This is a genomic window from Oleiphilus messinensis (assembly GCF_002162375.1).
GTDB lineage: Bacteria > Pseudomonadota > Gammaproteobacteria > Pseudomonadales > Oleiphilaceae > Oleiphilus > Oleiphilus messinensis.
This window is the reverse complement of the sequence record NZ_CP021425.1, coordinates 1475074-1488457: the sequence shown is the minus strand read 5'-3', so window position 1 is coordinate 1488457 and position 13384 is coordinate 1475074. Positions and strand designations below refer to the sequence as shown.

At 48.8% G+C, this 13384-nt stretch carries 10 protein-coding genes; 5 read left to right on the top strand and 5 right to left on the bottom strand.

Annotated features, from left to right (window positions below):
- Nucleotides 1-121: 121 nt before the first annotated feature.
- Both OLMES_RS06480 and OLMES_RS06475 read right to left on the bottom strand, forming a co-directional pair.
- Complete coding sequence (locus OLMES_RS06480) at nucleotides 122-1558, bottom strand: DUF1329 domain-containing protein (RefSeq protein ID WP_332454928.1); 1437 nt, start codon at nucleotides 1556-1558, stop codon at nucleotides 122-124.
- A 17-nt stretch (nucleotides 1559-1575) separates the two neighbouring features.
- Nucleotides 1576-3333 carry a DUF1302 domain-containing protein gene (locus tag OLMES_RS06475; RefSeq protein ID WP_232465277.1) on the bottom strand — a complete coding sequence of 586 codons (1758 nt, stop codon included), beginning with the start codon at nucleotides 3331-3333 and terminating at the stop codon, nucleotides 1576-1578.
- A gap of 338 nt (nucleotides 3334-3671) precedes the next feature.
- Between OLMES_RS06475 and OLMES_RS06470 the strand changes: the two genes are divergently transcribed.
- On the top strand, nucleotides 3672-4562 hold the full coding sequence (locus tag OLMES_RS06470) for a LysR family transcriptional regulator (RefSeq protein ID WP_087460513.1): 891 nt from the start codon (nucleotides 3672-3674) through the stop codon (nucleotides 4560-4562).
- A gap of 120 nt (nucleotides 4563-4682) precedes the next feature.
- Here OLMES_RS06470 and OLMES_RS06465 read toward each other — a convergent pair whose 3' ends face one another.
- Both OLMES_RS06465 and OLMES_RS06460 read right to left on the bottom strand, forming a co-directional pair.
- Nucleotides 4683-5504, bottom strand: a complete 822-nt coding sequence (locus tag OLMES_RS06465; protein ID WP_157678189.1) for an acyl-CoA thioesterase — start codon at nucleotides 5502-5504, stop codon at nucleotides 4683-4685.
- A gap of 11 nt (nucleotides 5505-5515) precedes the next feature.
- Nucleotides 5516-6382: an alpha/beta hydrolase family protein gene (locus OLMES_RS06460; RefSeq protein WP_087460511.1), complete on the bottom strand. Its 867-nt coding sequence runs from the start codon at nucleotides 6380-6382 to the stop codon at nucleotides 5516-5518.
- Between the two features lie 144 nt (nucleotides 6383-6526).
- Between OLMES_RS06460 and OLMES_RS06455 the strand changes: the two genes are divergently transcribed.
- A complete protein-coding gene (locus tag OLMES_RS06455; protein WP_087460510.1) occupies nucleotides 6527-7528 on the top strand; it encodes a GlxA family transcriptional regulator in 1002 nt (333 codons plus the stop codon).
- Here the strand turns inward: OLMES_RS06455 and OLMES_RS06450 are convergent.
- Nucleotides 7525-8433 (bottom strand): class I SAM-dependent methyltransferase, encoded by a 909-nt coding sequence (locus OLMES_RS06450; protein WP_087460509.1) that lies wholly within the window; start codon nucleotides 8431-8433, stop codon nucleotides 7525-7527. The genes OLMES_RS06455 and OLMES_RS06450 overlap by 4 nt on opposite strands.
- 200 nt (nucleotides 8434-8633) lie before the next feature.
- Between OLMES_RS06450 and OLMES_RS06445 the strand changes: the two genes are divergently transcribed.
- The 3 genes from OLMES_RS06445 (at nucleotide 8634) to trhP (ending at nucleotide 13330) form a co-directional block, all read left to right on the top strand.
- A complete protein-coding gene (locus OLMES_RS06445) occupies nucleotides 8634-10559 on the top strand; it encodes an N-acyl amino acid synthase FeeM domain-containing protein (protein ID WP_087460508.1) in 1926 nt (641 codons plus the stop codon).
- 105 nt (nucleotides 10560-10664) lie between these two features.
- Nucleotides 10665-11753 (top strand): Crp/Fnr family transcriptional regulator, encoded by a 1089-nt coding sequence (locus OLMES_RS06440; protein ID WP_232465347.1) that lies wholly within the window; start codon nucleotides 10665-10667, stop codon nucleotides 11751-11753.
- 185 nt (nucleotides 11754-11938) lie between these two features.
- Entirely contained in the window at nucleotides 11939-13330 is a 1392-nt protein-coding gene (gene trhP, locus OLMES_RS06435; RefSeq protein WP_087460506.1) for a prephenate-dependent tRNA uridine(34) hydroxylase TrhP, read from the top strand.
- Nucleotides 13331-13384: the final 54 nt, after the last annotated feature.

The window sequence follows — 13384 nt, the reverse complement described above, 5'->3', positions numbered from 1 at the left end:
ATCCCTTGCATCAAATAGTTTTTTTGTTATTACTGCACGATTTGCAACGACTGCGCATCGTTCACTTATCACTTGGCCCACGATAAGTGAACGACTTGCCACATTAAATCCATGTGTCGATTTAGCGTTTTCCGGCTCGCCTCAAGGCAGAAGGTGTGAACTCTTTTCGACTGGATTTATAACCAAACTCGATTGCCTTTTTCTCTTCATTTGACAATCCAAGCACGAGATAACGTCGGGCAACGAGGTCATAAATTGCTTCAGCGGCATACCATGGTGCGTTTGCCTGAGGAAACTGGACGGCATGCGCTTCCGAGACACGCCACAATTCCCCACGACCGTCAAAATGATCAACGGCAGCCACTTGCCAAGTATCCTCGTCAACGTGAAACACCCGTTTTGCATACACATGTTTTTGACCCGATTTCAATGTTGCTTCAACAACCCAGACACGGTGTAACTCATAACGCGTATGATCGGGATTCATGTGGCCCGGTTTGATGATATCCTCATATGTTAACGTCGTATCCATCAACTGATATGAGTTATAAGGAATATACATTTCCTTTTTACCAACAATTCGCCAGTCGTAACGATCCGGTGCGCCATTGTAGAGATCGAAATTATCGGAGGTCCTGAGGCCATCTGCAGCAGTTCCTGGTCCGTCGTAGGCGACTTGAGGTGCACGCCGCACCCGCCGTTGGCCCGCATTATAAACCCAGGCGTTTCGGGGCTCTTTTACCTGATCGATTGTCTCGTGCACCAACAAGACATTGCCACCCAGTCGCGCTGGTGAGGTGACAACCTGTTTGTAGTAAAACAGTCGGTTATTATCCGCATCAGAGTCGTAGCCATCTTCAAAATATTCCGGGAATACAAACTGGTCAGTCATTTTCACGGGGACAAAGGTACCGTTTTTTTGCACCACAGCCTGTGCGAAAAAGCGCTCTACGGACCCACCACGATAGCGCATAATATGGTTCCAGATCACTTCCAACCCGTTTTGGGGAATGGGAAAGGGAACTGCAACCTGATAATTTGCCACACTGTTTCCGCCTTCAATAAGCTCTGCGGTCAATGCGTTTTCTTTCGCAGCCTTATAAATATTCTCAGGCAGGGAGGCAGTTCTTCTGGTTTGATAAACCGGAATTTTGAATGTTTCAGGGTAAGTTTTCAGTAGTGCCTGATAACCTACACTTAATCTATCACTGTACTGTGTGTAGTTACTGGCATCAATCGTGAATAATGGCTTGTCATCCGGAAACGGATTAACCGGTCGCCCTTCACTATCTGCACGGTAGGCGCTGTGGTTAATCAACCCACCGTCCCAGGCAGGAATAGAGCCATCGGCATTACCGGACTTGATCGCGCCAATCGGAGTGAGTTCCTTGCCCAACTTGATTGCCTCGGGTTCGGCAACCTTTGCCGAACTGTTCGCAGCCAGTAACGCTATAGCCATGAACATCCCGCAGGACAATTTGGCCCGTTTATAAACACCACCCTGATTATCAGAGTGTATTTCAGCATGCTTGATTAACTTGTATTCTTTGCTCAACATAAGGTTTCTCCAAGGGTTTACAATGCAACTGAAGCGGTCAGGGATACAAAATCTCTGTCTCGCAGGGTGTTGTAGTCACCACCAGTAAACCCGGTGTAAGCTATTCCAGCGCTATAAGTATTCAGGTATTCCAGGTTAAGACCCAGACTTGCGGCTATGCGACCTTCTTGAAATTGCGCACCCGGGCCAGGGCCATAGCCACTGACATCATGGGACCAGGCAAATCGAGGAATTAAATTTACACCGGCAAACACATTGTTGTAGGTTAACGCCCCTCTGATACGGTAACCCCATGAGGTTCGGGTTACGTATCCATCGCTCGTACAATTGGCAGGATTTTCGGCATTGGCGATAGTTTCGCAAGTGAGGCCCGGGGCCAAAGGCTCAAAATAACCGATACCGTACCCGGAGTTACGCCCGTAACGCTGTACGCTCTGATCAGGAACGCCTGCAACATGAGTCACCCCCATTTCACCAATCAGTGCGAGCCGACTTGCCCCCAAGACTTGATCAATAAATTGAATTGCAGTTACCTGTGCCTGATAAACTTCAAATCGATCATAACCATGTGCAACTTCACCGGGGTTAACCGCTTGAACATTCGGCGTGAAGGTGCTGAAAGGCGCCTCAGCAAGGCCCGCATTCAGAATCTCGGGACCATTGATTTGAACCGGTAAATTCTCTCGATAGCTCAATTCCCCGGCGAGAGAAATGCTACCTACATTCGTGGAGAAACTCATACCATACAGTCGGATATCTTCGGGGTATTCAGCCAGATATTGGGGGTTTCCCGGAGAACCGGGAATGATGATATTGGGGGCAGGATTCGAGGCACGTACCAAACTGGCAATGGGCAGCCGGCTGTGATAGTTGATATGATAAAAACCAAACTCGGTTTCATTCAGTTCTTCCGCGTACCAACGAACTGCAAAACCATACTGACCATCATCATCGGGTTCGATATCATTTGTTCGTGCCGCATAGAGACCAGCAGCAAGCGATGTACGATCATCCACGGGGCCAACAGTGACAAAATTACAGCCCTCGGGCACAAAATCATTAGTCGAGAAATACGTACCGCAACCATCTACTTCGGTTTTTGCCCACTCCAGTTGGTAAAAGGCTTCCAGACTTACGGTATCGGTTAAACCAAGATTGGTATACACCATATTAACCGGGAGTAATCCTTCCTTAATCTCGGCACCCGGTCGTCGAAATGCGGATACATCAATCGGGTTTATCGTATTAATACCGCCCTGAATAAAGGTACTTTCTCCCCAACTGATAACCTGCCTGCCCAAGCGTACATCCGCACTGACGCGACCCAGTTCAAACTCGCCATAAACAAAGGCATCCAATAATTCCACACCGGAGAACTTGGCAAAATCACTGAAATTATCATCATTGAGCCCCGAACCCGTCCGATAGCCATTCGCCCCATGACCATGCTGGACACCTTCATCTTTAAGTTCAAAGTCATACCAGTATTTGCCACGGGCAAAGACACCAAAATTTTCGTAACTCATCAACAGATCGTGGACACCTTTCACGACCTTTGAGAAGGTTTCACCTTTCTTGAAATTTTGATTACCGTCGTCAGTTGTTTTGGTCGATCCAGTACCGCCGTTTGCCACAGCAACCAGATCGGACTGTTGATCCTGAACTCGCCAGCTGGCCCCTACAGAAAAGGTTGAATCAAATCGCCCTTCAACCTCCCCGACAGAAAATTCAATTGCCTTTACCGGCATTTGCAGTGCTGCTAATGCGATTGCCACTGCAATTTTACCTTGCGTTGTGGAGGTAGACCGAACACTGGGTGTTCGCCTACTCCGTATTTTTATAATTTGCATAATCACTCTCATTAACTTGACCAGATTACGGGTCTGAGATGGTTGCAAATCAACCAAAATAATTCCAATGCATTATTTTGATCATTTTAATGCATATTGGTTATTATTTAGTTGTGACGGTGGAATGAAGGATATTTGGAAAAAAGTGTTGTGCTCATTGAAGTTGGAAACTGGGAGCCAGCGCACATAACCTACGACTTTGTCTGACGGGTTAGGTCCGATTATTGAAGTTGAAAACATATGATTAAACACGAGGGGGCTGCATGGAATTCCGACAATTAAAGTATGCAATTACATTGGCACAAACAAAAAACTTTGGGCGGGCAGCGGAAATGCTGTTTCTCTCTCAACCGGCCTTGACCCGCAGTATTCAAGCGCTGGAAGACTCACTCGGTGTGAAACTCTTCGACCGAAACAATCGGGAAGTACAGCTAACGCCTTACGGTGAAACCTTCATCGAACATGCCAACGCGCTCATGCAACAAAAGCACCGATTGCAACGCGAACTGAAACTCATGCAGGGCCTTGAAGTCGGTAAACTTATCATTGGAGCCGGCCCCTATGTCACAGCGACTTTCATGGCCACCCTAATCGGTAGACTGACCGATATGAAGCCAGGCATTCAAGTGCGTATTGTCATGGATAATTGGGCAAACCTGGCAACCCTGTTAAGAAATGAAAAAATTGACCTGTTCATTGCGGATATTCGCGACCTGGAAATTAAAGCAGACTTCCATGTTGAGATGACTCAGGAGCACCGCGGCCTTGCGGTGTGCCGTTGTGATCATCCGATTTTATTGAATGAAAAAATCTACTTCACCGACTTCAATAACTACCCTCTGGCGGCCACGAAAATGCCGGAGTCCATGATGGATTACTTTTCTGAAGTCTCCATTACCATTGAAACCGACAATATATACCTGATCAAGGACATGATCAGGCGAAGCGATATCATCGGTCTGGCATCACTCCCCCTCGTTCATACCGAGATTGAATCCGGTGCATTCAAAGTTATCCCGGTGCTCGATCTACCGGACCTTTTTACTAAATGCGGTATCGTGACGCTTAAAAATCGCTCGTTATCCCCCGCGGCCTCATTTTTTCTGCAGTTGTTTCGTGAGCTGGATGTCGAGTATCGAACATTGACCCGTTAGGCTCTGTTGACGCTTATTACGCCGATTTACGCTGAATCAATTGCAATTGATCCTCGGTCGGCCCTATTCATTAAACCAAACCGAGGATCTCAGCGTTTTAAATTCAACGACAATGCCGTGTTAACCAAAAACACTCACTGTCTGCCGACTAATGGCTACAACTTTTCCGGTGTCATCCCACATCGATGCATCGATGTGGCTGTAACCATCTGCAGCATGCTGAATATGGGCCTCATACTGCCACCAGTCGTCTGCCATTTTGGAGTCGGGCAAGTCAAAAAAGCTGACAGACCAGGTCAGGGTACTGCCTGCCGCTGGTTGTTTGAGCTTGGAAAGGATTGCCGGTGGCCAGGCGTCCAGTAAGGCAAGCAATTCTGCAACGGTCAAAGGGTTGGTTTCAGCTTGGCGTGAACGAATCCATCCCCCCACAACCGATTCATCCGCACCGGTAAACGGAATCTGGCCAACAGCATAACGATAATCAAAATGCTGGGTGAAATCGGGCGTTACACCGGGTATGAATGGAAATTCTTGAACCTGATCCGGGTTAGATATGGGAGGCGCTTCTTCATAGTTCACTGCAACCGCCGATTGCCTCGCATTACCAAAACTGGCGAGCATCACCGCACAAATCTGCTCATCCTGATAGACCGTAACCTGAACCTGGGTCGCAGACTTGCCTGAGCGAAGCTTGTTTACACTAATCTCCATTGTGCCTGGCACAACGGGCGCAACAAAAGAGAGCAGAATAGAGCGAAGGGTTCGATTCTCGTGAATTCGCTCAGGTATTTTCTCAAACATAACCGCCGCGACCAGACCACCGAACGTAGCTCGCCCCTGGCCCCACCCAGCGGGAACGTCAACCGTTACATCCCGACTTGAGCGTACGTTTCTGCAGATATCCCGTAACGCAATTGGCTTGGTTTCTAATTCAACAATCATGACTTTCTCCATTAATCCATAAGAACAACACTGGAACAACTCTTCGATTTCGGCTTAACCTGAGACATGCGAGAACTCAGGAACGAGAGTACACGATCGGCATAGGCCTGTGGCTGGGCTTTGTAAGCCTGAGTGTGCTCCACATCGGGAACGCACCAGAATGTGGTATTGGTTTTTCGATTCATGCAATCTTTCAGTAACTCACCATCTTCTACAGGTGTGAATTGATCCGCATCACCATAAATCAGCAAAACAGGAGGGGCATCAATCCAGCTGTCCACCGCATAGGTTGGTCGCAAACGCCGCTCACCAGCTGGATACACAAATTTGCTCATTTGAATTCCCAGTTTCGGGATGGGAAAACGACGCCAGAAATGAAGCAGTGTCGGGAATGCAGACTCAAATACCGCAGCCCGAAAAGGATGATCCGGCTCAGCCAGGGCACAAATGCTCATCGCTGCCCCCATGGACGACCCCATTACGGCGATTGGCAGTTCCGGGTAGCGCCCTTGTAATGCCAGCCCTGCAGCTAACACATCAAGGGGATAATCCATTGTGGCGTTGGTACTTTCACCGAAGCCATTCAAGTCAAATACCATAACGTGATAACCGGCATTCAGGAGCAGATCAGCATGTCCGTGCTTCATCCAAAATCCTTTGGCGATTGCCCCCATCGGATGAACCAGTAAAACAGCTCCTTTCGTGAGCAAATTAGGTGATTCCGCAACCAGCGCGGACAACATTGAACCGGAACGGCTGGGCACATCGAGTCGATGCCACAGGTTTTGATCAATGCCTTCGGGCCATCGCCAGGGCCGATTGAAACGCCCGAAAAACGGCTTTTTAAAATAGCGATATAACGTATATTTGAAACTCATGATGTCACCTTTTCCCTACATACCATCAGAGGATTGAATCCGTGATTTCATGATAGAAACAAAGGCGATTCATCAACACTGGCAAAAATGACATTTTACATGCTAAATTTGACTATGTTTCGATAAGATATAGATGAGCAGAAAATGAACGTTACTGTACTGATGGCTGACCGCTGTTCTTCAACCAGTGTGTCTGTCGCATTGGAGTTTTTCGAATGCGCGAATGTATTGCACCAGTATTCCAACCGAAAATTTGCCGTAAACAGCACAACGCCACTTCCCATCCCCTTTCAGGTGGCCAGCGCTTCGGTTGATGGCCGTAGCGTTTCCTGTACTGGCGGATTAACACTAACCCCGGAAACCAGCTTGGCACAGATTGCGAATCCCGATCTCGTAATTGTCCCGGGTTTCATGTTTAACGTACTGGCCGTACTGCCCAAGCAGGGGACACTCATCGATTGGCTGCGCGAGTGTCACGCTCATGGGACTTATATTGCCAGCATGTGCACGGGGTCTTTCCTCAGTGCGCAGGCCGGGTTGCTCGACGGTCGATTCGCAACAACACACTGGGCTTTTGCAGACCAGTTTCGTCGACGATTCCCCAGCGTAAAACTACAAACCGAGCGAACCGTTACTGACGACGGACTGGTAATGTGTTCTGGAGGGTCAACAACGGGAACCGATTTACTGCTTCATATGATTCGCAAATTCAGTTCACCGCAACTCGCATCGGAGTGTGCTAAAAACCTGCTCGTTGATAATGCTACGCGGAGCCAACTGCCCTACTCGTCCACCACATTCAAAAAAGGTCATAACGATGCAAAAATTCTGGAAGTGCAAATCTGGATGGAGAAAAACCTGTCACGAAACATTCAAATGGAGCACGTAATCGATCACTTTGGCTTTGGTATGCGGAATTTTATCCGCCGCTTTAAAGATGCGACGGAGCAGTCTCCGATTCAGTACCTGCAAAGCCTGCGAATCGAACGCGCAAAACACTTGCTCGAAAGCAGTAAAACATCGTTTGAACAAATTACCTTGCACGTTGGATATGAGGATGTGAACTCCTTCCGGCGCTTATTCAAAGAAAAGGTCGGGTTAACGCCAACACTATATCGGAAGCGGTTTGAGACAAGTCGAATTTAATCCGGCACGGCAACCGCCATATACTCTACAACCTGCATGGGGCCATTGAAATTTTCGGGCAGGTAGTTACGTTTAAACCCCTCGGCATCGCAGGTGTCGAGTATCTTGAAACCGAATGTCTTGAAGAATCCGGGAAGGGATTCTGTTTCGCACATCCAGTTAAGCGGTTCACCTTTCAGTTTTAAATACAGATTAAACAAAACACCGAACGATTTTAAGTGTTTGGAAAGGGGAACAACGGCACTAAAAATAACGGAAAAAGTGGGATGTCCCAGCGATTTCAGTGCTTGAAAATTGCGAACAACGGTCTCAGGATTCAAGTAGGGTAACACACCTTCAAAAATGTACACCGTTGGCCGATCCACATTGAAACATTCCGAAGATTGCAGCGCAGTTTGAACCTCCTGACTCTCAAACTCAACCGGCAGAAAATGAAGGTTCTCAGGCATCGTGGTATTCGTCTTCGCCAATATCTGCTGGAAAGCATCAACTTTGACGGCTTGTGTTGCCGGATGGTCAACTTCAATAAGATTTACATGGGGGTATTCCTGGCTCAGGCGATAGAGCAACGAATCAAAACCCGCACCGAGATTGATAACCTGAGTACAGCCTTGTTCAAGCTGTGCACTGATGTAGTCTTCAATGTAGCGCTTGCGTAATGCATAGTGCAGACTGATTCCCGGCATCAGGAGCTTTTCTTTCAGCAGCAGTAATCGATATCCCCAAGATGTACTCATTTGTCGCAGTCGCCTGCGCCCTTCTTCAGAACTATGAAGCAGGTTTTCACAGAATTGAGAAACGGAGTCACTGACAAGCTGCCCCCCAGGATAATCCGTACTGCGAGCGATATGTAAAATACCTTGCACAACCGTAAAAGCCGTAGAACTGGCACTGTCGTTTTTCATTGCTGGGAAGCCTGTTTCAAAGCGGTAGACCGGGATGGAATAGACAATAATGGGTGATTACAAAACATGAAGTTATAGGGCGAAGCTTAGTTGCACAAACCCGTTTCGACAAGCTTCTGAGACGCACAAAATAACGCATTGAATTAACAGATCCGAAGCCTATACTCAAGATAGTTCACAGGTTTTCAGGAGAGGGAATATTGAGCGTTAACATCAGAATCGCCACCACGGATCAAGAGCTTAACGACGTGTTTCGCATTCGTCACCAAGTCTTTGCAGACGAAGAGAAACGTCTGAAAACCGATGAAGAATTCATCTACGACCGGTATGACTGCTACGACAATACCGTTAATTTTATCGCGTATGTTGATCAAAAGCCGGTGGGGGCCATGCGTCTGTCAGCAGACACGATGGCCGGGGTGCCACTGGATGACCACTACGATGTTTCCGATTTACGCGCCCGCTGCGTAAATAAGAACGGTGGCCGTGAAAGTGCTGGCTGTATTACCCAGCTTTGTGTGAGTCGTCGTCACCGGGCTACCCCTTACATCGTAAAAGGGTTAATGCAATGTGCTCGACTTTGGGTGGCCAATCGAAACCTGAAGCACTGTTTTGTAATTATCGACCAAGCAATTGAAAAGTTATTAACGTCACTCGGTTTTGACCGCATCGCAGATCCCTTCGTATGCGAGCGAATCAAACGCCCACTGGTCAGAATGCACTGTCCGATGTCAGCTTTGATGCTCGATACACCGGAAATACCACCCGGTCCGGACACGCCAAGCCGGTTTTATTTCCGTACCGGCGAACCGGCCGTACAACAAGGCGGAGCCGCCCGAAATTATTTTCAAGTCATCAAGGGCCGAGTCCGGTTACTGGTAACCACTGACACGGGTATACACGACCTTGGTGAGCTTAAAGTCGGGGATATTTTCGGTCAGCGAAATATTCCGGAAAATACCTACATGTATACCGCCGAATGCCTTGAAGACACCCAACTCATCGAAGTGACGGAGACCGAGTTCCTGGCCTACGCCAGCCAGCACCCGGAACGGGTCTACTCTGGGTTTGAATTTCTGGCCAACAGCCTGCAGTCGAAAATGGTGCAGATCGCGCAAAAGCCCATTACCGGGATTGATTTGTTCAATGACTACCTGATCGCGCGGATATTGCAGGGTTTGAATTCCATGGGTGGCTTCGAACTGTTTCAACAGGACGAACCGGTCACAATCGATAAACTTGCAGATAAAATGCAGGCCAACCCCGAGAGCACCCAGATTGTGCTCGATTTCCTGGTCGACATGCGCGTCATGCAGAAGCACGATTCAGGCTATCAGCTACCCGCTTCGGAACGTGAAGGTATCTGCCGGGAAATGGGCTTTCTGGAATGGTTAGTGGGGGGCTATAACCCGGTAATCGCGGCAATCGAGGGCATGATGAAGGGTGAACTGGTCTACGGTAAGGAAATCAACCGCAACGATCAGGCCATGGCCGCCTCCTCCGCCCATATTTCCAAGTACTTCACCGACCAGCACATGCTCGAGTTACTGGAGTTGGACGCTGTCGAAACCCTGCTGGATATCGGTTGCGGCTCGGGTTTGCGCCTGATCGACATTTGTGAGCGCATTCCGAAATTAAAAGGTATTGGTGTTGATATCAGCCCCGACTGCTGCAAACTCGCCACATCCAATGTCGAGAAAAATGATCTCGCAAGCCGGATTCGGGTTGAGCAAGGGCACGCGGAATCGTGGATATTGAATGAAAGTGAACGCCTCAAGCAAATCGGGAATGCCAATACCCGCCCTGCAGACCTTGTGATGTGTTTTGCGATGATGCACGACTTGCTGAATCACGAGGGCATGGCGGAAAAATTCCTCACCGATATCAAAACAGGTCTTGGCGAAGGTGCCTACATTATGATTCAAGACCAGATGCAGTTGCCCAGTAATACACGCCAAAACCGGGACTCCTGGGGACGCGGATTTGAAGTCATCCACCATTTCATGGGGCAGCGCTTGTTTTTGGTTGAGCGCTACGAACAGCTGTTCAAAGAAGTTGGTCTCAAGGTCATTAAAAAGCGTCTGACAGATATCCCTGAAAACTGGATATTCCTGTTACAAACCTGATACCGGAAAAGAATACCCTGCCGCACTGAAGCCAGTGCGTAAAAGTCAAAGTTTAACTTATTGGAATTCAGCCCGAAAATTCGGAGGGATGTAGTTTTGAGTATTGTGTTCAGTTGGGTCAAAACGGATGAGGATCGGGATACACTGTTTCAATTTTTAGGGGCACGGCTCGGTTCCGGCAAATATTACTATGATCGAACGGATCTGATGCCTTCTACACAACATCTACTGGTTCTGAACAATTCCAGAGCCATTGCCTCACTTCGCCTGCGAACAGACCTTTCTGCAGTGGACATGGCCGATTCCCCAGAAGCAAATGATATTCTGATCGATCGTTTTGTCGTTGATGACGCCCATGACGTTTCCGATGTCACACTCCTGATATTGAAACAGGTTTTATACTCTCATCGACAAAAGTGCGAAGGTTTTAGTATCTATGTCGATTCAACATGTAACTTTTCTGTACAAAGCCCCTTTGTGGATACAACACGATCCATTTCGGCTTCAGAGCAGGACAGCGATCACAGCATAGAGAGAAAGCATCGCAAGTTATTGTCTGACTCCGCCTTGCCCAGCTCGTTCAGCGAAGCGCATCTCTCGAACCAGATGGACCTGTTTGCCGGACATGACCGGGCCGTTGTCGCAAAAGATGAAGCCATTTTCAAACGTGGTGAACCAGCCCCGTATCTATATTTAATTGCCCGGGGTTCGGTCAATCTGTGCGTCCCGGATCATAACGGAACAAACAAGCCGGCCTTCACTGTCGGGCCGGGGGAAATTATTGGAGAGGCCGTGCTCCTGAACTCCGACAAAAATTGCTACGATGCCATTGCAGCCAGTCAAGATGTCGATCTTTACATGGTGCCCAAACAGGAGCTCATGTCGATCATTGCGAAAGATGAATCGATTCGCAATGACCTCATGCCCCTCGCCAGCACCCGAATGATGCAACTGACCGGTGGTGAGCCCCCGATTGAAAGCATCGGCAAACACCAAATCGTATTCGATATTCTATCCAGTCTGGTGGACACACGGCGAAAATCCGGGCAAGAACACAGTGAGCTCTGCAGTCTGGAGTGGCTGGCTTCGCAATGCGGCATTGTCCAGGCCTATTGCTCAAAGCTGATTGCTGACTCGATGCAGTACACCTTGATGGATGACAAAGTATTGCCCTCACCCGCAGGATCTCACTGAACAATAAGCTTGCCTTCTATTCCGCGGCAGAGCTGAAAACGGAGGCAAGCGGGTCATGAACCCAGGACGACCCGCACGCCAACGTATCTGAATTGATCCATGGATCTACAGCGCAATTACTTATTCCATAAAATAATTATGGTATTATGGCGTCTTTTCAGTATTCCTGTTTGTGGGTAGGTTTCATGACTTCCGGATCTTCGCATTTTAAACCCGAATTGCTTTCACCTGCGGGTACCTTAAAGAACCTTAAATATGCATTCGCCTATGGGGCAGATGCCGTGTACGCCGGGCAGCCGCGCTATAGTCTCAGAGTACGGGAGAATGACTTCAATCTGGCGAATCTGGAACAAGGCATTCAACTTGCCCATGCACAAGGCAAACAATTCTACGTCGCCAGCAATATTGCCCCCCACAACAGCAAGATCAAAACCTATCTGAAAGACATCGAACCCGTCATTGCCATGCAGCCTGATGCACTCATCATGTCCGACCCGGGCCTGATAATGCTGGTGCGTGACCGTTGGCCGGATATGCCCGTGCACCTTTCTGTGCAAGCCAATGTCGTTAACTACGCTGCGGCAAAATTCTGGGGACGCCAGGGCATCAGCCGGATTATTCTGTCCAGAGAGCTGTCTCTCGATGAGATCGCTGAAATTCGAGATGAATGTCCCGAAATGGAATTGGAAGTATTCGTCCACGGCGCACTGTGTATTGCCTACTCCGGTCGGTGCCTGCTGTCCGGGTACATGAACAAGCGCGATCCCAACCAGGGCACCTGCACCAATGCCTGTCGATGGCAATACAACACGGTGGAAGCAAAAGAAGATGCCAGCGGCAATGTCATCCCGGTCACCGATACCACTGCAGAAACCGCGCCTCAAACCTGGTCTCCCGAGACCGCATCCACCCTCGGTGAAGGTGGTACCACGGACAAAGTCTTCCTGCTGCAGGAAAAAGGCAGACCGGATGAGCAAATGGCGGCCTATGAAGATGAGCATGGCACCTACATCATGAATTCCAAAGACCTTCGCGCCATTCACCATGTGCACAAACTGGCGGAAATGGGGATTCACTCCCTGAAAATCGAAGGCCGGACCAAGTCCTACTATTACGTTGCACGCACCGCACAGGCCTACCGCAGAGCAATTGATGATGCGGCAGCGGGTAAACCATTTGATATGAACCTGATGGATACACTGGAAAAACTGGCTAACCGGGGCTATACCGAAGGCTTCCTGCGTCGCCACGTCCATGATGAATATCAAAACTATGAAAACGGCAACTCACGCTCCGACAAGCAACAGTTTGCCGGGGAAATCACCGAAATAGACCGTGATCAGGGCATTATGGTGGTTGACGTGAAAAATCGTTTCGAAGTGGGTAACAGTATGGAGCTGATGACACCGGATGGAAACTACACTTTCGACCTGCCCCACATCGAGAATCGAAAAGGCCAGAGCGTCGAGGCAGCACCGGGTTCCGGCCACGTTGTGAAGATTCCACTCCCGGCAGATATCGCCAATACCGAATACGCATTGCTGATGCGCAACTTCCCCGCAACGCAGGATGGCTAAAAATCAGCTAAACTGGTATCAGTAGATTCGACAGGCTTGACCCGGAGGTGACCA

What these genes read in the sequence shown, in the direction of transcription:
- OLMES_RS06460 (WP_087460511.1), bottom strand. Translation starts at nt 6,382, where the DNA reads ATGAGTTTCAAATATACGTTATATCGCTATTTTAAAAAGCCGTTTTTC.
- OLMES_RS06465 (WP_157678189.1), bottom strand. Translation starts at nt 5,504, where the DNA reads ATGATTGTTGAATTAGAAACCAAGCCAATTGCGTTACGGGATATCTGC.
- OLMES_RS06455 (WP_087460510.1), top strand. Translation starts at nt 6,527, where the DNA reads ATGAACGTTACTGTACTGATGGCTGACCGCTGTTCTTCAACCAGTGTG.
- OLMES_RS06470 (WP_087460513.1), top strand. Translation starts at nt 3,672, where the DNA reads ATGGAATTCCGACAATTAAAGTATGCAATTACATTGGCACAAACAAAA.
- trhP (WP_087460506.1), top strand. Translation starts at nt 11,939, where the DNA reads ATGACTTCCGGATCTTCGCATTTTAAACCCGAATTGCTTTCACCTGCG.
- OLMES_RS06480 (WP_332454928.1), bottom strand. Translation starts at nt 1,558, where the DNA reads ATGTTGAGCAAAGAATACAAGTTAATCAAGCATGCTGAAATACACTCT.
- OLMES_RS06450 (WP_087460509.1), bottom strand. Translation starts at nt 8,433, where the DNA reads ATGAAAAACGACAGTGCCAGTTCTACGGCTTTTACGGTTGTGCAAGGT.